The organism is Streptomyces sp. MUM 203J, from assembly GCF_022414595.1.
GTDB lineage: Bacteria > Actinomycetota > Actinomycetes > Streptomycetales > Streptomycetaceae > Streptomyces.
Genome location: NZ_JADWYO010000005.1, coordinates 76,167 through 94,161, shown reverse-complemented (window position 1 = coordinate 94,161; position 17,995 = coordinate 76,167). Strand labels below are relative to the sequence as shown.

Sequence of the window (17,995 nt, the reverse complement as noted above, 5' to 3'; positions counted from 1 at the left end):
CCGCCCGTCCGCGTCGCGCTACCGTGCTTGGCATGACCACATCCTGGCGTGACGAGACGGCCCTGTCGCTCACCCGCCTGGTCGGCCGCCCCGGTGCCACCGGGCAGATCCTCGACTGGCTGGTGCGGCACCAGGCGCACGCGGCCGCCGTGCTGGGCGCGGACGGCGAGGTTCTGGCGGCGCCCCGGCAGCAGGCCCAGGCCGAGACCGCCGCCCTGGCCTCGGCACTGCGGCCCGGGGACCGGCGGCACCCTGTCCACCTGGTCCCGCTCGCCGTGGACGGGGGCGCGCCGTATCTCGCCGCGACCCTGCGGGACGGGCGGCCCGCGGGCGGGCCGCTCACCGAGGCCGCCCGGGTGCTGGGCCTGGCACAGCGGCTGGAGCGGGCGGAGCGCGACTGCCTGCGTCTGCGGTCGGCGGAGGCGCACAGCCGCGAGGCGGTGCTGCACCTGCTGATGGTCGGTGAGATCCCCCCGGCCCAGCGCATCGCGGCGGCGTTGCGGCCCCCGCTGCCCCAGAGCCTGCGCGTCCTCGTGGTGGAGTGCCCCGCCGGGCGACGGGACGCCCTCGCCGCCAGAGTCGCCCGGCTGACCGGTGAGCGGACCTGGCTCGTGCCCTGCCCGGTCCGGCCCCGGCACCTGATCGCCCTGGTGCCCTCCACCGCCCGGATCCACGGCACGGCGGGCGGCGAAGCGCGGCCAGGCGAGCCGTCCGGCGGGGTCGAAGGGCTGGTCACCGCCCAGGACGCCGAGTGGAGCATGGGGATGAGCGACGAGTTCCCCCTGCGGGAGACGGCGACCGGCTACGAACAGGCCTTCCACGCCCTGGCCGTGGCCCGGGGCCTGCCGGACCGCTGCGCCGGCTTCGGCCACCGCGCCGGCACGGACCGGCTAGTCACCGGCCGGGGCCGGGCCTGGGCGGCTCGCGTCCTGGCCCCCTGCCTCGCCTACGTACCGGCCCGCCGCGCCGATCCGGGGGCCTCGGAACTGCTCGGCACCCTGTCGTCGTGGCTGACGTTCGGCAGCGCGGCGAACCGCCATCTGAAGCTGCACCGCAACACCCTCACCAGCCGTGTCCGGCTCCTGAGCACACTGCTCGGCCTGGACCTGGCCCGCGTCCCCGGCCAGGCCACCGCCTGGCTGGCCCTGCGGCTGCACACCGCCCCCGGCGCGGCGCCGTCCGGTGAGGGCGCCGCGCCCGCGGAGACCCCGGGGCGCCCCCTCTCCCTGCCGGACGTGCTCGCCGCCCCCGCCGCCCAGGACTGGGCCCGCGCCCAACTCGCCCCGCTCGGACACCAGGGACCTCCCCACGGCGCCGAGACGATCCGCGCCTGGCTGCGTGCCGACACCCGGATCCCGCCCGCCGCCGATGCCCTCGGAATCTCCCCCGCCGCCCTGCGCAAGCGGCTCCGCCGAGCGGAACAGGCACTGGGCCGCTCCCTCCTCCAGGCCCCGAGCGCCAAGCACGAACTGTGGCTGGCCATGGCGGCACTCAGCGGTGACGGCGGCGCCGGACCGCCGTCACCCCAGGTGAGCCACCGGTGAGGAGAGATCCCTCGGAGGAGAAATCCCGTGGAGGAGGAGCACCCGCCGGGGAATACTCGTACGGGTGTTCCTGACGATCAGTACGACCGGTACCCCTGACAGTCCCGCGACCGGACTCGGCTTCCTGCTGCACAAGCATCCCGACCGGGCGCAGGCCTTCTCCACCTCCCATGGCACGGCTCATGTCTTCTATCCGGAGGCGACGCCCGAACGGTGCACGGCAGCAATCCTGCTGGAGGTGGATCCGGTCGCTCTGGTCCGGCGCGGCAAGGGCAAGGGCGGCGGCCGGGACCAGGGGCGGGGACCTGACACAAGCCTCGCGCAGTACGTCAACGACCGCCCGTACGCTGCCTCGTCGCTGCTGGCGGTGGCGCTCGGCGGGGTGTTCTCCAGCGCGCTCAAGGGCCAGTGCGCCGCCCGGCCCGAGCTGGTGGGGCGTGCCCTGCGGCTGCGGGTGGAGATCGCGGCACTGCCCGCCCGCGGCGGGGCCGAGCTGGTGCGGCGGCTGTTCGAGCCGCTCGGGTGGACGGTGGGCGCCGAACCGGTGCCGCTGGACGAGCGGTTCCCCGAGTGGGGCGACTCCCGGTACGTGCGGCTCGCGCTGGAGGGCGAGCAGCGGCTCTCGGACGCGCTGCGGCACCTGTACGTGCTGCTGCCGGTGCTGGACGACGCCAAGCACTACTGGGTGTCGGCCGACGAGGTGGACAAGCTGCTGCGGGCGGGTGAGGGCTGGCTCGCCGGGCATCCGGAGCAGGAGCTGATCACCAGCCGGTACCTGGCGCGGCGCCGGTCGCTGACCCGGAGGGCCATGGAGCGGCTGGAGCTGGCGCGGCTGGCGGCGTCCGACGACTCCGCGGCGGAGGAGCTGGACAACGCCGTGGACGAGGCGTCGGACACGGAGGAGCGTCCCGTACCGCTGGCGGTCCGGCGGCGGGAGGCGATCACGGCGGCGCTGCGTTCGGCCGGTGCCCAGCGGGTGCTGGACCTGGGCTGCGGGCAGGGCCAGTTGGTGCGGGAGCTGCTGAAGGAGCCGCACTTCACCGAGATCCTCGGGGTGGACGTGTCCACGCGGGCGCTGTCCCTGGCGGCCCGGCGGCTGGGCCTGGAGCGGATGAGCGAGCGCCAGGCGGAGCGCGTGACGCTGACTCAGGGCTCACTCACGTACACGGACAAGCGGCTCAAGGGCTACGACGCGGCCGTGTTGAGCGAGGTGATCGAGCATGTGGATCCGCCGAGGCTGCCGGCACTGGAGTACGCGGTGTTCGGCGCGGCCCGGCCGGGCATGGTGCTCGTGACGACGCCGAACGTCGAATACAACGTGCGCTGGGAGTCCCTGCCCGCCGGTCATGTGCGGCACGGCGACCACCGCTTCGAGTGGACCCGCGCCGAGTTCCGCGCCTGGGCGGGGGAGGTCGCCCGGCGGCACGGGTACGCGGTGACCTTCGCACCCGTGGGCCAGGACGACCCGGAGGTGGGACCGCCCACACAGATGGCCGTGTTCACGCTGAACGCCGCGGAAGCGACGACCCGGCGCGGCGACGGCACCGCGAACACCGAGGCCGCGAAGGCGGGGAGGGCCGCATGACCACCGAGACCGTCACGCCGCGCAGGCTGCCCGTCACCGACCTGTCCCTCGTGGTGCTGATCGGCGCCACCGGGTCCGGCAAGTCGACGTTCGCCCGCAGGCACTTCAAGCCGACCGAGGTCGTCTCCTCCGACTTCTGCCGGGGCCTGGTCTCCGACGACGAGAACGACCAGAGCGCGACCCGGGACGCGTTCGACGTGCTGCACTACATCGCCGGGAAGCGCCTCGCAGCCGGCCGGCTGACCGTGGTCGACGCGACGAACGTGCAGTCGGATGCCCGCCGCCGGCTGGTGCGGCTGGCCCGGGAGCACGACGTGCTGCCGATCGCGATCGTGCTGGACGTTCCCGAAGAGGTCTGCCTCGCCCGCAACACGTCCCGGCCCGACCGGGCGGACATGCCCCGGCACGTCGTCCGGCGGCACCGCCGGGAGCTGCACCGGTCGCTGCGCGGCCTGGAGCGGGAGGGCTTCCGCAAGGTGCACATCCTGCGGGGGGTGGCCGAGGCCGACGCGGCCGAGGTGGTGCTGGAGCGGCGCTACAACGACCTGACGCATCTGAGCGGGCCGTTCGACATCATCGGTGACATCCACGGGTGCAGCGCGGAACTGGAGGCGCTGCTGGCCAGGCTCGGTTACGAGGACGGGCGGCACCCGGAGGGGCGGACCGCCGTGTTCGTCGGCGACCTCGTCGACCGGGGCCCGGACAGCCCCGGCGTGCTGCGCCGGGTGATGGACATGGTCGCGTCCGGGAACGCGCTGTGCGTGCCCGGCAACCACGAGAACAAGCTGGGCCGCTGGCTGAACGGCCGCGCGGTGCGGCACACCCACGGGCTGGCCGAGACCGTCGAGCAGCTGGAGCGGGAGGACGAGGCGTTCCGGGAGCGGGTGCGGGATTTCATCGCCGGGCTGGTCAGCCACTACGTGCTGGACGGCGGCCGACTGGTGGTCTGTCACGCGGGCCTGCCGGAGAAGTACCACGGCCGGACCTCGGGCAGGGTCCGCTCGCACGCCCTGTACGGCGACACGACCGGAGAGACCGACGAGTTCGGGCTGCCGGTCCGCTACCCGTGGGCCGAGGAGTACCGGGGTGAGGCCACGGTGGTGTACGGCCACACGCCGGTGCCGAACACCTCCTGGATCAACAACACCATCTGCCTGGACACGGGCGCCGTGTTCGGCGGCAAGCTGACCGCGCTGCGCTGGCCGGAGCGTGAACTGGTCGACGTACCGGCCGAGAAGGTCTGGTACGAGCCGGTGAAGCCGCTGGTGTCCGAGGCGCCGGGCGGGCACCAGGGCCGGCCCCTGGACCTGGCCGATGTGCGGGGGCGGCGGGTCGTGACGACCGCGCACGCGGGGAACGTCGCCGTCCGGGAGGAGAACGCGGCGGCGGCGCTGGAGGTCATGAGCCGCTTCGCCGTCGACCCCCGGCTGGTGCCCTACCTGCCGCCGACGATGGCGCCCACGGCGACCTCCCGGCTGGACGGGTTCCTGGAGCACCCGGCTGAGGCGTTCGCCCAGTACGCCGCGGACGGGGTGGCCCGGGTCGTGTGCGAGGAGAAGCACATGGGATCGCGCGCCGTGGCCCTGGTCTGCCGTGACGCCGACGCGGCCCGCGAGCACTTCGGGGTGTCCGGACCGACCGGATCCCTCTACACCCGCACGGGCCGGCCGTTCTTCTCCGACGAGGGCACGACGGAGGAGGTGCTGGGCCGCATCCGCTCGGCGGTGTCCGCCTCCGGACTGTGGGAGGAGCTGGGCACGGACTGGCTCTTGCTGGACGGCGAGCTGATGCCCTGGTCGCTGAAGGCCGGTGGTCTGCTGCGCAGCCAGTACGCGGCGGTGGGCGCCGCCTCGTCGGCCGTGTTCCCCGGGGCGGTGGCCGCGCTGGATGCGGCCGCGGCGCGCGGCGTGGACGTGGGCGGGCTGCTGCCGAGGCAGCGGGAACGCGCCGCCGACGCCGCGGCGTTCACCGACGCGTACCGGCGCTACTGCTGGACCGTGGACGGGCTGGACGGGGTACGGTTCGCGCCGTTCCAGATTCTCGCGGCGCGCGGCCGCAGTCTGGCGGCGGTGCCGCACGACGAGCAGCTGGGCCTGCTGGACCGCCTGGTGGAGGGCGACCCCAGCGGTCTCCTGCAGACCACCCGGCGCCTGTATGTCGACACGGGCGACGAGGCGTCCGTGCGGGACGGTGTCGACTGGTGGCTGGAGCTGACCGGGCGCGGCGGCGAGGGCATGGTCGTCAAGCCCGTGGAGACGCTCGCCCGGGACGGGCAGGGGCGGCTGGTGCAGCCGGGGGTCAAGTGCCGGGGACGCGAGTACCTGCGGATCATCTACGGGCCCGAGTACACGCGGCCGGACAACCTCGGGCGCCTGCGGAGCCGGTCCCTGGGGCACAAGCGGTCTCTGGCGCTGCGTGAGTACGCGCTGGGGCTGGAGTCCCTGGACCGGCTGGGGGCGGGCGAGCCTCTGTGGCGGGTGCACGAGGCGGTGTTCGCGGTGCTGGCGCTGGAGTCGGAGCCGGTGGACCCCCGGCTGTGAGCCGCAAGGGGGCGGGGCGGCCGGGCCGGCTCCTTCCCCCGCACCGTTCCTTCCCGTCGCCGGGGGGCTGAGCCCCCCGGCGACGGGAAGGGGCGGCTTCGCCACTCGTCCCCCGGCCTCCCCCGGAGGGCTGCCGCGGACCGGCTTGAACGTGGTGTCTCCGGGTGTTCGAACGGCGTCAACGCCGTCGTGACGGTTCGTGACCGGTGTGGTGGGGTGATCGTTGGGTCGGCGGTGCCGGACCGCCCGGCCCACGCGTCGGCGGCGAGCGCCGGTGCGTCGCTCTCTCGTCGTCCTTCCCCGTCGGGGAGGACCTGGGCCGAGGAGGCCGTGATGTCGCAGGAAGCCGTGCCCGGACAGGCCGTGTCCACGCCGGACATGCCCGAGCAGCAGGGTTCCGGCACCCCGAAGGGTCTGCTGCAGCAGATGGAGGAGCTGATGGCGGCGCTCACCGCGGATCTGTCCCAGCTGGACGCCGACCTGCAGTCCTCGGCGCACCGCTCGAACGAGGACCGGCAGGACCGTGACGACCGGGGCGCGGAGTCCGGCCCGGGACACCGGCGGTTCCGGTGATGCCGCGCCCGTCATGAACTCGCCGCCCTGTCGGCTGGGTTCGCCGCTTGTCGCACCCCGTGCGGGTCGTGTGACGGGGCGCTGAGCCCGTCGTCGCGATCCGCCCGTGCTCGTGCACGGCAACGGTCCGGGCGTTCCCCCTCCGTCCGGACCCGGTCCTCCGGGGCGGGGCGCCGGCCGTCGTGACCCAGAGCCCCTCCGGTGTCCTGCTGTTCGTGAACGCTGTGCTCGTGGTCCTCGTCTCTGGGCGGCGTGCCGGGCGGTCTCGCCCGGGTGGCCCGGACCTCCGGGCTTGCCCGGGTGCCCGAAGGTGTCTGCCCGGGGAGCCGGGCCAGCATCGCGCGCACGCGATCACGCGACTCGTCCGCCGCGTCCATCGCGTCGATGCTCTGCCAGTAGAGCCCCTCCTCGTCGGTGGCGCAGGCCACCCCCACCAGGGCGATCCCCACGTCCCCCAGCAGCGCGCCCAGGTGCAGTAACGTCCGCCGCAGGTCCGTGACCTCGGTGAGCCGCACGGCGACCCCCTCGCCACCCCGGCCTCCTGTCTCCGCGAGGGCACGCGCCTCGCCCCGCACCTCCCTCGGACCGCTCAACGCCACGAGATCCCCGACGGCCTGCGCGAGCCGCTGCGCCCGCCAGGCCGCCGCCATGACGTCCCGTACCTCCCGGCTCTCCGCCAGATCGCGTCTGCTGACCGCGATGAGTCGCTCCGCATCCATGGACGCCGCCCCCGTTCGTACGACTTTCCGCTCACAGAGTCACTACCCAGAGTGAAGCTGTCCGAGCACAAAAGCCAGGGGAATTCGGAATTCTGTGGACAGGAATCTCCGTGTGTACACGTCGCTCACTCCGAAGAGTGACGATCTTTCCGAGCAGCCCTCCCGGGAGGGCGTCCCACGGGGAAGCGGACCTCGTTGCGGTCGATCTTGGCGGAGAGCGCGGCCAGCGGGTCGACGCCCAACACCCGGCAGAACTGGAGGAGATAGGCCAGCACGTCAGCGACCTCGTCCGCCACCCGGTGCGCCGTTTCCGGGGACTCCATGACCCGCGCGGCCTCCTCCGGCGTCAACCACTGGAAGATCTCCAGCAGTTCGGCCGCCTCGACGCTCAGCGCCGCCGCCAGGTTCTTCGGGGTGTGGTACGGCTGCCACTCACGCGATGCCGCGAACTCGGCCAGTCTGCGCTGCAGCGCCTCAACATCCAGATCCGTCACGGTGCACAGGTCTATCAGGTCGAGCCGACGCGTCGGGCGGGGAGGGCTTTCCAGAGAGGCGGGGCCGGTGCCCCTCCGCCGGTGATCCGCCGGTGGATCCGTCCGCCCCGGTGGCCGGGTTCCCGCACCGGCGGGCTTCCCGGTCCTTCGGCATCCGGCCGGAACCCAGGCCCCCCAAGAACGAGTGCGGCCCGGACGACGCTCAGGAGACGCACCGCCGCTGGAGCGCTAACGGGTCCGGCCGGCCTCCCTGTCCTCCGGGCCCGGCAGTTCCACCAGCGTCGCGCCCGCCGTGCCCCGCGCTGCCGCCGCCCCCGTGCCGCCCACCGTGCCGATCAGGCGCATGTGGCCGTCGCCGCAGATCCGCGCGGCCAGCGCGGTCAGTTCGCGGGCCTGCCGTGCGTCCAGGTCCCGGTCAAGGCCGTCCGCCAGCACGGTCAGCGCCTGCATCGCCCCCGGCACCTCCAATGCCTGGTCCACGGCCAGCACCCCCGGGCCGGTCAGCAGCACCAGGGACAGCGCCAGGTAGCGCAGCTCGCCGTCCCCCAGCCGCTCCAGAGGTGTCACGACGCCGCCGGCCGCCCGCTCCAGCACCGCCCGCAGCATGCCGTCCGGCAGCGTCCGCGCCTCCAGGCCCCGCACGGGACCGGCACACCCCGCGCCCGCCGCGGCCACCAGCCGGGCGTGCCGGGTGCGGCAGTCGGCGCGGGTGCGGTACAGCACCTCGGCCAGGTTGTCGCAGCCGCGCCGCAGCCGCCCCTCGCCCGGCGCCACCGGCTGCCGCATCCGGTGCGGCTGCGGATCGCAGGGGAACACCGACCGCAGCGCGACGAGGATCTGCTCGGCAGCCGCGAGCACCCGGAGCTGACCGTCCGTCCGGCCCGCCACCCGCAGCGGCGCCAGGGCCGTGGCCAGCCGGTCGTCCGGCAGCGGTGCGCGGGTCACCGGCGTGGGACCCGCCGTGTGCCACTCGGCATGCACCACGGGCCGGGCCGGGTCCCGCAGCGCCGTGGCCAGCAGGGTGCGTCCGTCCGGCCCGGTCAGCCGCTCCCCCACGATCCGCAGCCGCGGCTCGGCCTGCACGGCGAGGTCCAGCCGTACGGCTCCGGCCGGGCCCTCCGCCGTACAGCCGACGCGGAAGCCGCGGCGGCCCTGCCGGTCCGCGCGGGCACCGTCCGGCACGCACCCGGCGGGGTCGGGGAAAGCACCTCCCAGCGGGACACCCCCGGCGAGCAGCGCCAGCGCCTCGAACACCTCCAGGGCACTGGACTTGCCGCTTCCGCTCGCCCCGGCGAAGAGCGTGAGCGGCCGGACCGGCAGCACAGCCCCGCGGTGCGCCCGGAAGGCCGAGAGCCGCAGCTCGGTGACCACCGGCCGCTCCGGGGGATGTTCGGCCGTGGCGAGCGGATGTGCCGTGCCCTGTGGAGGTGCTGCCGTGTCCGGCAGGCGGTCACACGGAGGGGAGTCCATGACCGCACGGTACGAGCGGCGCACAGAGCTGAACCGTTCCGCCCGAACACGCCTCCTACGAACGGGCTACGCGCGGCGGACGACCGTCACGCGTGCGGGTTCGTCACGCGTGCGGCACCGCCGCCGCGGCCGTTCCCTCCACCTCCGTGCCGGACGGGGTCAGGAGGAAGACGTTCCGGTCGACCCGGTGCATGGAGCTGCCGAGGCCGAACACGACCCCGCTGCTGAAGTCCAGGATGCGCTTGGCCACGTCGCCGTCGGCGCTGGTCAGGTCCAGCAGCACCGGCACCTGGGCGACCAGGTACTCCGCGACCTCGCGGGCGTCCGCGAAGACCTGCACCCGCAACACCACCATGCGGCGCTGCGCCGCGGCGTCCTCGTCCCGGTCGATCATCCGGTGGTCGACCCTGGACGGCCACTCGTCGCGCCCCCGCAGCGGAACGACCTGGGCGAGGCCCTCCCACTGCTCGTCGGTGACGTCGTACCTCTCGTACCTACTCATACGCCCATCCTGGCGCTCCTCACCCGTTCGGCCCAACTCCGACACGGGCGCCTCCACGGCCGGTCTCCGTCGGCCGTCGTCGGCCGATGCCGAACAGCGGCCCGGTGAGGGTCGGTCCGGGATCGGACCCGGCGCGGGAGAGAAGGCCGGCAGCATGAGGGCCACGCCGCCGAGCGACCAGTCCTTCTTGAAACGGGTCGTCTCCCCCAGCCGTTGCACGGGGTCGCTCTCCTTCCGGAACGCGTGCATCACGAAGCCGGCCGGGAGGAGGAACACCGCGGGGAGCAGCGCGGCCGGGTCGGCCCGGACGCCTGGCACCGGCATCACGCCGGCCACCAGGATCAGCAGACTGCCGAGGACGGCCGCCGGTGTGGGCGGCGGGACGCCCCTGCTCTCGGCGTACCCGGCCATGTTCCCGGTGTTCGTGAGGTGGTTCAGCGCGGAGCCGATGAAAACGACAGCGAAGAGGATGCGCCCTGTCAGCACCAGTACGTCCATCGTGCCCTCCAGCTCGTCGGGCTGCTGAAGGAATAGAGCATCTGCCTCCCAGGGTACTTTCCTCGACCCGACCTGTCGGGCGGGCGGGCACCAGTGGCTTCTGTCACGCTGGATGCGAGGAGGCGGGACATGTTCGCCAAGCCCGATGCGGTCTTCGACCGTGACGCCGTCTGGGAGGCGCTGGACGGCTTCGCCGCGGACACCACACCCGGGCCGATGCTCGGAGTCGTCACCGGGCGGCTGCGCCAGGGCAAGACGCATCTGCTGCGGGCGCTCACCGAGACGACGGGCGGGTTCCTGTTCTGCGCCGACGACGCGGTGGAGGCCGAGTCGCTGCGGAGGCTCGGTGAGGCGCTGGCTCTGCACACCGGGAACAGCGGCGCCGTGCCGCCGCGCGACTGGGCGGAGGCCCTGGAGGGCCTGCTCGCGCTGGGCGACCGGGAGCCGCTGCCCGTGGTCCTCGACGAGTTCCCCCGGCTCGTACGGCAGAGCCCCTCACTGCCCGCCGTGCTCCACGCGGTGCTCCGGCGGCGCTCCGGCAGCGCCCCGGGTGGCGGACGGGCCCGGCTGCTGCTCAGCGGCAGCTCGCACCCGGTGATGCGCAGGCTGTTCTGCGGGCCTTCGCCGCTGACCGGGCTGGTCGCACTGGACCTGGACGTCCGGCCCTTCGGATACCGCGAGGCCGCCCGTTTCTGGGAGATCGACGACCCGCTGCTCGCGCTGCGTGTGCATGCCGTGGTGGGCGGTACACCCGCGTACCGGCACGCCCTCGTGGCGGACCGGACCCCGGCGGGGGAAGGCGGCGGGTTCGACGCCTGGATGTGCGGGACCGTGCTGGACCCCCGTACACCGCTGTTCCACGAGGCTGCCGGGCTCGTGCACGAGGAGGCCGACAGCTGGGACCGGGCGCTGTGCCACTCCGTCCTGGCCGCCGTCGCCCTCGGGGCCGCCACGCCGGGTGAGGTCGCGGACCGGGTGGGTGCCTCGCTCGGAGACGTGTCGCACGGGCTGGCGCTGCTCCAGGAGCACGAGCTGCTGGACGGCGAACCGGACGCGCTGCGGCCCCAGCTCACGCGACTGCGCGTCACCGAACCGCTGATGGCCTTCGAGCATGCCGTCGTACGGCCGTACCGCGCCCTTCTGGACGGTGACCGGGGCCGGGCCGCGGAGGTGTGGGCGCGGGCGAGGCCGGTGTTCGAGTCCGCAGTGCTGGGCCCGCACTTCGCGGAGGTGTGCCGGGCATGGGTACGGGATCATGCGGCACCCGGCACCTTCGGCGCGGCGCCCGGCCGGGTCGGCCACGGGTCCCTGGCGGGCCGGTCCGGACCGCGGGGCGAGGTCGTGGTGCGGGGCGAGGACGTGGGCGGGCGCCCGGGGCCGCTGCTGTCGGTGGGGCTCGCGCGGTGGGGTGAGGTCATGGACCTTCCGCATCTGGAGCGGCTGAGGAAGGTGCGGGAGGCGCTCGCGGAGCGGGGGGAGGATGTGGGGCGGGTGGTGCCGGCGTGTTACGGGGCGGCCGGCTTCAGTGACGCACTCCGCTCCGCGGAGGAGGCGGGGGACGTGGTGCTGGTGGGGGCGGAGCGGCTGTACCACGGCGCGTGAGGCCGTACGGCGGGCTCCGCACGGGGCGGGCGGGCCGAGGGCTCAGCCGCGCCCGCGGCCTCGCACCGAGCTGAGCCACGTCACCGTGCGCGTGACGTCCGACGAGGACACCACGCCCACCAGCCGGCCCTCCTCCACCACCAGCACCGTGTGGTCGGCGCCCGGTTCCATCCGCGGGAGGAGGTCCGCGAGCGGGGCGTCCGGGGCGGCGACGGTGACGTCGTCCAGCGGCACCATGACGTCCTCGACCCGTACCGTCCCGCGCCGGTCCTCCGGCACGGCGCGGGCACGTTCCAGGGTCATCAGGCCGACCGGCCGCTCCCCCTCCTCCGCGCCCTCCGCGTTACCCGCGTCCTCCGCGACCACCGGGAACGCCGAGTGCCGGTACCGGTAGCGCGGGTCCGCCAGGAACTGCGCCACGGGAAGCACCGCCTTTACGGTCACCGGGCCCGCCGTCATCGCCTGCCGTACCGGCACACCCGCCAGGACGCTCCGCACCTGCGCCTGGCGGCCCTCGACCGTGGCCGCCGCCACCAGGAACCAGCCGATCAGCGCCAGCCACAGCCCGCCGAACGCTGCCGTCCGCACGAACAGCAGCGCACCCACGACCACCAGCAGCCAGCCGAACCCCCGCCCGGCCGCCGTCGCCCCCGCGGTGGCCCGCAGCGGGTCACCGGTCCGCCACCACAGCAGCGCCCGCAGCAGCCGCCCGCCGTCCAGCGGCGCCGCCGGTACGGCGTTGAAGACGGCCAGCAGGATGTTGATCGCGGCCAGCCAGACGATCCCCTCCACCACCAGCCCGGGCGCGGACAGCAGGATCAGCAGCCAGGCGGCGAGCGTGAACACCCCGCCCAGCAGCAGGCTGACCAGCGGGCCGACCCCGGCGATGCGCAGCTCGACCGACGGGCTCGGTGCCTCCGAGCGCATCCGGGCCGCCCCGCCCAGCAGCCACAGCACGATGTCGTCGACGTCGACGCCGTTACGCCGGGCGACGACGGCGTGCGCCAGCTCGTGCGCGAGCAGCGACAGGAAGAAGACCACGGCCGTGACCAGCCCGGTCAGCCAGTAGAGGAGCACCGGGTGGCCGGGGTGGACCTCCGGGAAGCGTCCCTGGGAAAGGCCCCATACGATGAGAACAAAGATGAACAGGACGCTCCAGTGCACGCCGACACGTACTCCGGCGATGCGTCCCAGGGTGAAACTCGCCCGCACGGCCTTCACCTTCTTCGTTCCCATCCATGGTGCCCCGTCCCCAGCGCGCCGGGCACCCCGGCGGCTCATCTCCCGGGGTCGGCGGCAGGCAGGAGGGCGACATGCAGTTCCCGGATCGTGTGTCCGCCGGACGGCGGCTCGCCGACGCGGTCGCGCGGCTGCCCCTCGACGACCCCGTCGTGCTCGGGCTGCCGCGCGGCGGGGTCCCGGTGGCGCACGAGGTGGCCACGGCCCTCGGCGCGCCCCTCGATGTGATCGTCGTGCGGAAGCTGGGGGTGCCGACCCGGCCCGAGCTGGGCTTCGGCGCGATCGGCGAGGGCGGGGTACGGGTGGTGAACGACTCCGTCGTGCAGGCCGCCCGGCTCCGCGGGCCCGACATGGCGCGGGTTGAGGAGGCCGAGCGGGCGGTGCTGGAGCAGCGGCTGCGCCGCTACCGGGGGCAGCGGGCCGCCGTGCCGCTGGCCGGGCGTACCGCGGTGCTGGTCGACGACGGCATCGCGACGGGGTCGACGGCCCTGGTGGCCTGCGAGGTGGCGCGGGCGCAGGGCGCGGCGCGGGTCGTGGTGGCCGTTCCGGTCGCCCCGCCGGACGCACTGGCGCTGCTGCGCAGCGAGGCGGACGAGGTGGTGTGCCTGTCGGCGCCCGCCCTGTTCAGCGCGGTCGGGCAGTGGTACGACGACTTCTCCCAGACGAGTGACGAGGAGGTCGCGGACCTGCTCGCCCGGCACGCGGACGCCCCTCCCCCCGGCGGCACCGGCTCCGCTCGGCCTGAGGCCGTCGTCCTGGATGTCGGCGGGGTCCGGCTGGACGGGGATCTGACCGTGCCCGGCGGGACGCCCGGCGTCGTGGTCTTCGCACACGGCAGTGGCAGCAGTCGCCGCAGTCCCCGGAACCGGGCCGTCGCCCGGGCGCTCAACGAGCACGGCCTGGGGACCCTGCTGTTCGATCTGCTCACCGAGGCGGAGGGCCAGGACCGTGACCTGGTCTTCGACATCCCGCTGCTGGGGCGGCGGCTCGCCGGGGCCACCGGCTGGCTGCGCCGTACCCGGGGCGTCCTCCCCGTCTGCTATTTCGGGGCCAGTACGGGCGCCGCCGCCGCGCTGACGGCCGCCGCCGATCCGGACGCGGACATCGCCGCGGTGGTCAGCCGGGGCGGGCGGCCCGACCTCGCGGACCCGGTGCTGCCGGACGTGCGGGCGCCGACCCTGCTGATCGTGGGTGGCGCGGACGCCGCGGTGCTGCCGCTCAACCGCCGGGCGGCCGAGCGGATGCGGTGTGTGCACGCCGTCGAGGTGGTACCGGGCGCCGGACATCTCTTCGAGGAGCCGGGCGCGATGCGGCAGGTGGAGGAGCTGGCCACCGGGTGGTTCCTGCGCCATCTGCCACCGGCGGGACCGGACGCGGGCGCGGAAGGACGGGCGGGGGGTGCACCGTGAGCACGAGGCAGCACGTGCTGAAGGACATCCTGGAGGGCCGGATCCCCGACAGTTCCTCGTACGGGGGCGGGGACGAGCCCGGGGAGGCGACCGGAAGGTCCGGCGGCGCGCCCGTGCTGAGCCGGGCCACGGCCACCGTGATGCGGACGTCGATGGTGACGATCGCCTCCGGGGAGACCGTGCTGCTGGCGTGGGAGCTGCTGGAGCGCTCCGGCGCCCGCCACCTCCCCGTGGTCCGGCCGGACGGCCGCTGCGCCGGTGTGCTGGACCGGGCGGAGGTCGCCGTGGTCTGCGCGGCGCCCGCCGTCACGCTGACCCGCCGGTACGCCGGCGATCTGGTACGGGGCAGGCGCTGCGTGGTGATCCACCGGGACGACCCGGTGCGCAAGGCCCTGGACGTGATGGACGCCAACGACTGCGACGTACTTCCCGTGGTGGGCGACGACGGGCGGCTCAGCGGGCTGCTGAGCGCGGCGGACGTCGTGTCGGCGCTGGCGGGCCGGCCGGTCAGGAGCGTGCCCGGGCTGGGCGCGCTGCCGCCCTGCCCGTTCCCGGTGCTGCCCGGCCTGCCGCCCCGCAGGGACGGCGGCCGGGTGTCCCCGGTCCCGTGAACAGGCCCGAACGGCAGGACGGAAAGGGGTGGCGAGATGTCAGGTGGCCGGAGGGGTACGGCTCCGAGGAGCAGCCCGCAGGGCGACGCGAGGACGGAGGGGTCGCCCGGCGGGCGGCTGCCCGCACACCCGGTGCCGGGCGACCGGCCGCGGTCCGCCCGGGGCCGGTCGGCCTGGGGCGGGCTGCCGAGGGGGCGGCCGGTCCACACGATCCGGGTGCCCGCGCTGTTCGGCTGAGCGCTGCCGGAGGTGGAAGGGCCGGCGGCCACGCCGTCACACGGTGAACGGCCGCTGGGCCATGAACTCGTCCGACGGGCGCCCCGTGACGTGCAGGTTCGGGGTCTGGCTCGGCGGCATGTGACGGAGGATCGCGCGGTGGAAGGTCTTGTGGTCCCCCTGGAATGCGCCCTGGTCCCAGGTCTTCAGCAGGGTGCCGGTGAACTTGCCGTTCTTCCGCCCGTCGGCGGCGAGCTGGTCGTCCTGGCAGGCGGAGATGAGCACCGCGTCGGCCGTTTCCCGGCCGCCGCCCGCGCGCAGCTCCCGCTGGAGGTCCTGGAAGAAGCCCCTGTCCCGCTGGTAGGCGGCGCCCTGCTGGACCGCGGGCATCAGCCGGGCCGCGGCCTCCACCTCGTCCCGGTCGGCGGTGCCGAACTGTTCCTCCAGGACCTCGGGGGCCAGTCTGTCGCGGGTCTCGATGGCGGTGCCGCTGTGGCAGCAGTCCAGCAGCACCAGGATCCGCACGCCGTCGGCGCATCCCGCCAGCTCCCGCTGGAGTTCGTCGTCCAGGAACTCCCGGTCGTACAGGACCAGCGTCTCGTCCAGCGCGTCGGCCTCGTCCCCGGTCTCGTCGGGGAGCTGGCCGCCGTGGCCGGAGTAGGTGAGGAGGAGGACGTCCCCGTCGCGCAGGCGCCGGGCCGCCTCGCCCAGGGCGGCGGTGACGTTGTCGACCGTCGCCTCGGAGGTGAGCAGGACGGTGTCGGCGAAGCCCGCCGCACGGGCCAGCTCCGCCATGTCGTGGGCGTCGTACTCGCAGGCCAGGAGCCTTCCGTCCCAGCCGCCGTAGCGGGCGGGGTCGACGGTGTTGAGTCCGATGTGCAGGGAGAGGCCGGTGGGCGCCATGGGGGGGTCTCCTCGGGGGACGGAAGGCGGCGACGGCAGGGGGCCATCGCGATGCCTTCCTCGGGCCGGGCCGTCCCGAACCCCGCCGTGCGCTGATGGGGTGGCGTCGGCACCGCGCCGTTGGGGCCGGGCCGCCGCCCGGGTACCGCTCGCATCATGAGCTTCTCTGATCCGTCGGATGAGCGGCGGAACGACCTCGCGGACCGGACCGGCTTCGACGAGGGCTTCCTCGGCACGGATGTGCCGAACGTGCCGCTGCCCCGGCTCAGCAGACCCGGTGTGGAGACGGTCGTCCTCCCGTACACCCACTTCAGCGTGGTGCTGCGGCCCGACCGGCGGCTCGCGGCGGCCACCGCCGTGGGCATCGACGGCGCGCAGCTGCAGAACCCGCGCCGCGACGACGACTGGCGGCTCGATCCCCGGGTGCCCGAGGACTGGCAGGCGGGCCCGGCCGTGTACCGGAACAACTCCCTGGACCGGGGCCATCTGGTGCGGCGGCTCGACCCGGTGTGGGGCGCGGTGGCGGTCCGTGCCGGGGACGACACGTTCTACTACACCAACGCCGCGCCGCAGGCCGATGTCTTCAACCAGGGCAAGCAGGTGTGGCTGGGGGTGGAGGACTATCTGCTGGGCCACGCGTCGGAGTACGGGCGCAGGCTGGTGGTGCTGACCGGGCCCGTCCTGCACGACGCCGACCCGCCGTACCGGGGCATCCAGGTGCCGCTGCGCTTCTGGAAAGTGGCCGCGTTCGTGCACGGCGGGCAGCTGGCGGCGACCGCGTACGTGCTGGACCAGAGCCCCGACCTCACCCGGGACGCCGAGCGCGCGCTGGTCGGCTCGGTGCCGGGGGCGCCGCCGCCGCTGGGCGCGTTCCGCACGTACCAGGTGCCGGTCGCGGACGTGGTGGAGCTGACCGGGCTGGATCTGGGCCCGCTGCCGCCCGCCGACCTGATGCCGGTGCCGCGGGCCCCGGAGGAGCGGTGGCGGCGGCTGGAGTCGCCGGACGACACGCTGATGGACCTGTGATGGCCGCCCGGATCGTGTACGTCCACGGTGCCGGTCCCAAGCCGCGCGCCGAACTGCTCAAGTCCCAGTGGGACCGGGCACTGTTCGGCCGGGACATGGGCGAGCTGTCGCACCTGGCGTACTGGGCGCCCGTGCTGCACGAGAGGCCGCTGCCCGATCCCGTGCCGGACCCGCTGGAGGGCGCCTCGACAGCCGTGGCGGAGGCGGAGCGGGAGCGCGAGGCACCCCGGCCGCCGGCGCTGGAGGACCCGGCCCAGTTCATGGCGCGGACGGCGACGGAGGCCCGGGCGGGTGGCGCGGCCGGGCGGGTCCCGGGTGGCGGTGCCCTGGGCGGCTGGCTGCGGGACATGACGTACATGGCGGAGGCGCTGGCGCTGGCGGAGGAGCCTCGGCCGGGGCCCGGCGAGGAGCCGCTGCCGGAGGCGCTGCCGCTGCCCCGGCCGGCGCGGACGGCGCTGTTCCGGCTGCTGGTCCAGCATGTGTTCGAGGATGTGCACGCGTACTTCTTCGGCGCCGCCGGGCGCGCGATCCGGCAGGCCGTGACGGACGCGCTGGACGCGGCCGGGGCCGGAGAGGGCGACGACGGGCGGGAAGGACCGCTGGTGGTCGTGGGCCACAGCCTCGGCAGTGTCGTCGCGTACGAGGTGCTCGCGGCCCGGAACCCCCGCGTGGACCTGTTCGTGACGCTCGGGTCGCCGCTGGCGGTGACCGAGGTACAGGACTGCCTGGCCGCGCCGCCCGCCGTACCGTCCCGTACGGGGCTGTGGCTGAACGCGTCCGACGCGCGGGACCTGGTGGCGCTCGACCACACCCTGCGGCCCGAGTACGCCCCGCCCGGCCGGATCACGGACGTGCTGGTGCGCAACAACGGCGAGAACCACCATGCGGCTGCCGAGTACCTCTCCGACGTGCTGGTACGGGACCCGGTACGGCGGGTGTGCGCCCGGACCCGCTGAGGAATGCCCGACCGGTGGGCCGCCTGGTGGCGGGCCGGTCACCGACCGGATTGCAGCAGCTCCCGCCTGGTGTGACCATGGCGAATGGAGGGGCGGAGAACCAGGGCA

The 17,995-nt window shown here is 74.6% G+C and carries 15 protein-coding genes and 1 pseudogene; 9 read left to right on the top strand and 7 right to left on the bottom strand.

Annotated features, from left to right (window positions below; all coding sequences use genetic code 11):
- Positions 1 to 32: 32 nt before the first annotated feature.
- From I3F58_RS05090 to I3F58_RS05075, 4 genes are all read left to right on the top strand, one after another.
- Positions 33 to 1,544 carry a helix-turn-helix domain-containing protein gene (locus I3F58_RS05090; RefSeq protein WP_240106971.1) on the top strand — a complete coding sequence of 504 codons (1,512 nt, stop codon included), beginning with the start codon at positions 33 to 35 and terminating at the stop codon, positions 1,542 to 1,544.
- Positions 1,545 to 1,608: 64 nt separating this feature from the next.
- The gene (locus tag I3F58_RS05085) at positions 1,609 to 3,129 is read left to right on the top strand and encodes a 3' terminal RNA ribose 2'-O-methyltransferase Hen1 (protein ID WP_240106970.1); all 1,521 of its coding nucleotides are present in this window, start codon (positions 1,609 to 1,611) and stop codon (positions 3,127 to 3,129) included.
- Entirely contained in the window at positions 3,126 to 5,669 is a 2,544-nt protein-coding gene (locus tag I3F58_RS05080) for a polynucleotide kinase-phosphatase (RefSeq protein ID WP_240106969.1), read from the top strand. Before I3F58_RS05085 ends, I3F58_RS05080 begins: the two co-directional genes overlap by 4 nt.
- Before the next feature lie 333 nt (positions 5,670 to 6,002).
- Entirely contained in the window at positions 6,003 to 6,242 is a 240-nt protein-coding gene (locus I3F58_RS05075) for a hypothetical protein (RefSeq protein ID WP_240106968.1), read from the top strand.
- Between the two features lie 11 nt (positions 6,243 to 6,253).
- Here the strand turns inward: I3F58_RS05075 and I3F58_RS29740 are convergent, their stop codons facing one another.
- The 5 genes and pseudogenes from I3F58_RS29740 to I3F58_RS05050 all read right to left on the bottom strand — a co-directional run.
- Positions 6,254 to 6,961 (bottom strand): DUF6099 family protein, encoded by a 708-nt coding sequence (locus tag I3F58_RS29740; protein WP_374207904.1) that lies wholly within the window; start codon positions 6,959 to 6,961, stop codon positions 6,254 to 6,256.
- Positions 6,962 to 7,086: 125 nt separating this feature from the next.
- On the bottom strand, positions 7,087 to 7,455 hold the full coding sequence (locus I3F58_RS05065; protein WP_240106967.1) for a nucleotide pyrophosphohydrolase: 369 nt from the start codon (positions 7,453 to 7,455) through the stop codon (positions 7,087 to 7,089).
- A gap of 228 nt (positions 7,456 to 7,683) precedes the next feature.
- A complete protein-coding gene (locus I3F58_RS05060) occupies positions 7,684 to 8,925 on the bottom strand; it encodes an AAA family ATPase (RefSeq protein ID WP_240106966.1) in 1,242 nt (413 codons plus the stop codon).
- Positions 8,926 to 9,028: 103 nt separating this feature from the next.
- Entirely contained in the window at positions 9,029 to 9,427 is a 399-nt protein-coding gene (locus I3F58_RS05055) for a cell division protein SepF (RefSeq protein WP_240107045.1), read from the bottom strand.
- A 252-nt stretch (positions 9,428 to 9,679) separates the two neighbouring features.
- Positions 9,680 to 9,925: pseudogene (locus tag I3F58_RS05050) on the bottom strand (DoxX family protein); the annotation flags it as partial.
- A gap of 129 nt (positions 9,926 to 10,054) precedes the next feature.
- Here I3F58_RS05050 and I3F58_RS05045 point away from each other — a divergent pair.
- Positions 10,055 to 11,527: an ATP-binding protein gene (locus tag I3F58_RS05045; RefSeq protein ID WP_240106965.1), complete on the top strand. Its 1,473-nt coding sequence runs from the start codon at positions 10,055 to 10,057 to the stop codon at positions 11,525 to 11,527.
- Positions 11,528 to 11,569: 42 nt separating this feature from the next.
- On the opposite strand, the gene I3F58_RS05040 is transcribed toward I3F58_RS05045, so the two are convergent.
- On the bottom strand, positions 11,570 to 12,763 hold the full coding sequence (locus I3F58_RS05040; protein WP_240106964.1) for a site-2 protease family protein: 1,194 nt from the start codon (positions 12,761 to 12,763) through the stop codon (positions 11,570 to 11,572).
- Between the two features lie 77 nt (positions 12,764 to 12,840).
- Here I3F58_RS05040 and I3F58_RS05035 point away from each other — a divergent pair, with 77 nt between their 5' ends.
- Both I3F58_RS05035 and I3F58_RS05030 read left to right on the top strand, forming a co-directional pair.
- The gene (locus tag I3F58_RS05035; protein WP_240106963.1) at positions 12,841 to 14,175 is read left to right on the top strand and encodes a phosphoribosyltransferase family protein; all 1,335 of its coding nucleotides are present in this window, start codon (positions 12,841 to 12,843) and stop codon (positions 14,173 to 14,175) included.
- A complete protein-coding gene (locus tag I3F58_RS05030; RefSeq protein ID WP_240106962.1) occupies positions 14,172 to 14,786 on the top strand; it encodes an HPP family protein in 615 nt (204 codons plus the stop codon). Before I3F58_RS05035 ends, I3F58_RS05030 begins: the two co-directional genes overlap by 4 nt.
- A 273-nt stretch (positions 14,787 to 15,059) precedes the next feature.
- Here I3F58_RS05030 and I3F58_RS05025 read toward each other — a convergent pair whose 3' ends face one another.
- Entirely contained in the window at positions 15,060 to 15,905 is an 846-nt protein-coding gene (locus I3F58_RS05025; protein WP_240106961.1) for a caspase family protein, read from the bottom strand.
- A gap of 156 nt (positions 15,906 to 16,061) precedes the next feature.
- Here I3F58_RS05025 and I3F58_RS05020 point away from each other — a divergent pair, with 156 nt between their 5' ends.
- Positions 16,062 to 16,931, top strand: a complete 870-nt coding sequence (locus tag I3F58_RS05020; protein WP_240106960.1) for a DNA/RNA non-specific endonuclease — start codon at positions 16,062 to 16,064, stop codon at positions 16,929 to 16,931.
- A complete protein-coding gene (locus I3F58_RS05015; RefSeq protein WP_240106959.1) occupies positions 16,931 to 17,887 on the top strand; it encodes a hypothetical protein in 957 nt (318 codons plus the stop codon). The genes I3F58_RS05020 and I3F58_RS05015 overlap by 1 nt, the downstream gene beginning before the upstream one ends.
- Positions 17,888 to 17,995 lie beyond the last annotated feature (108 nt).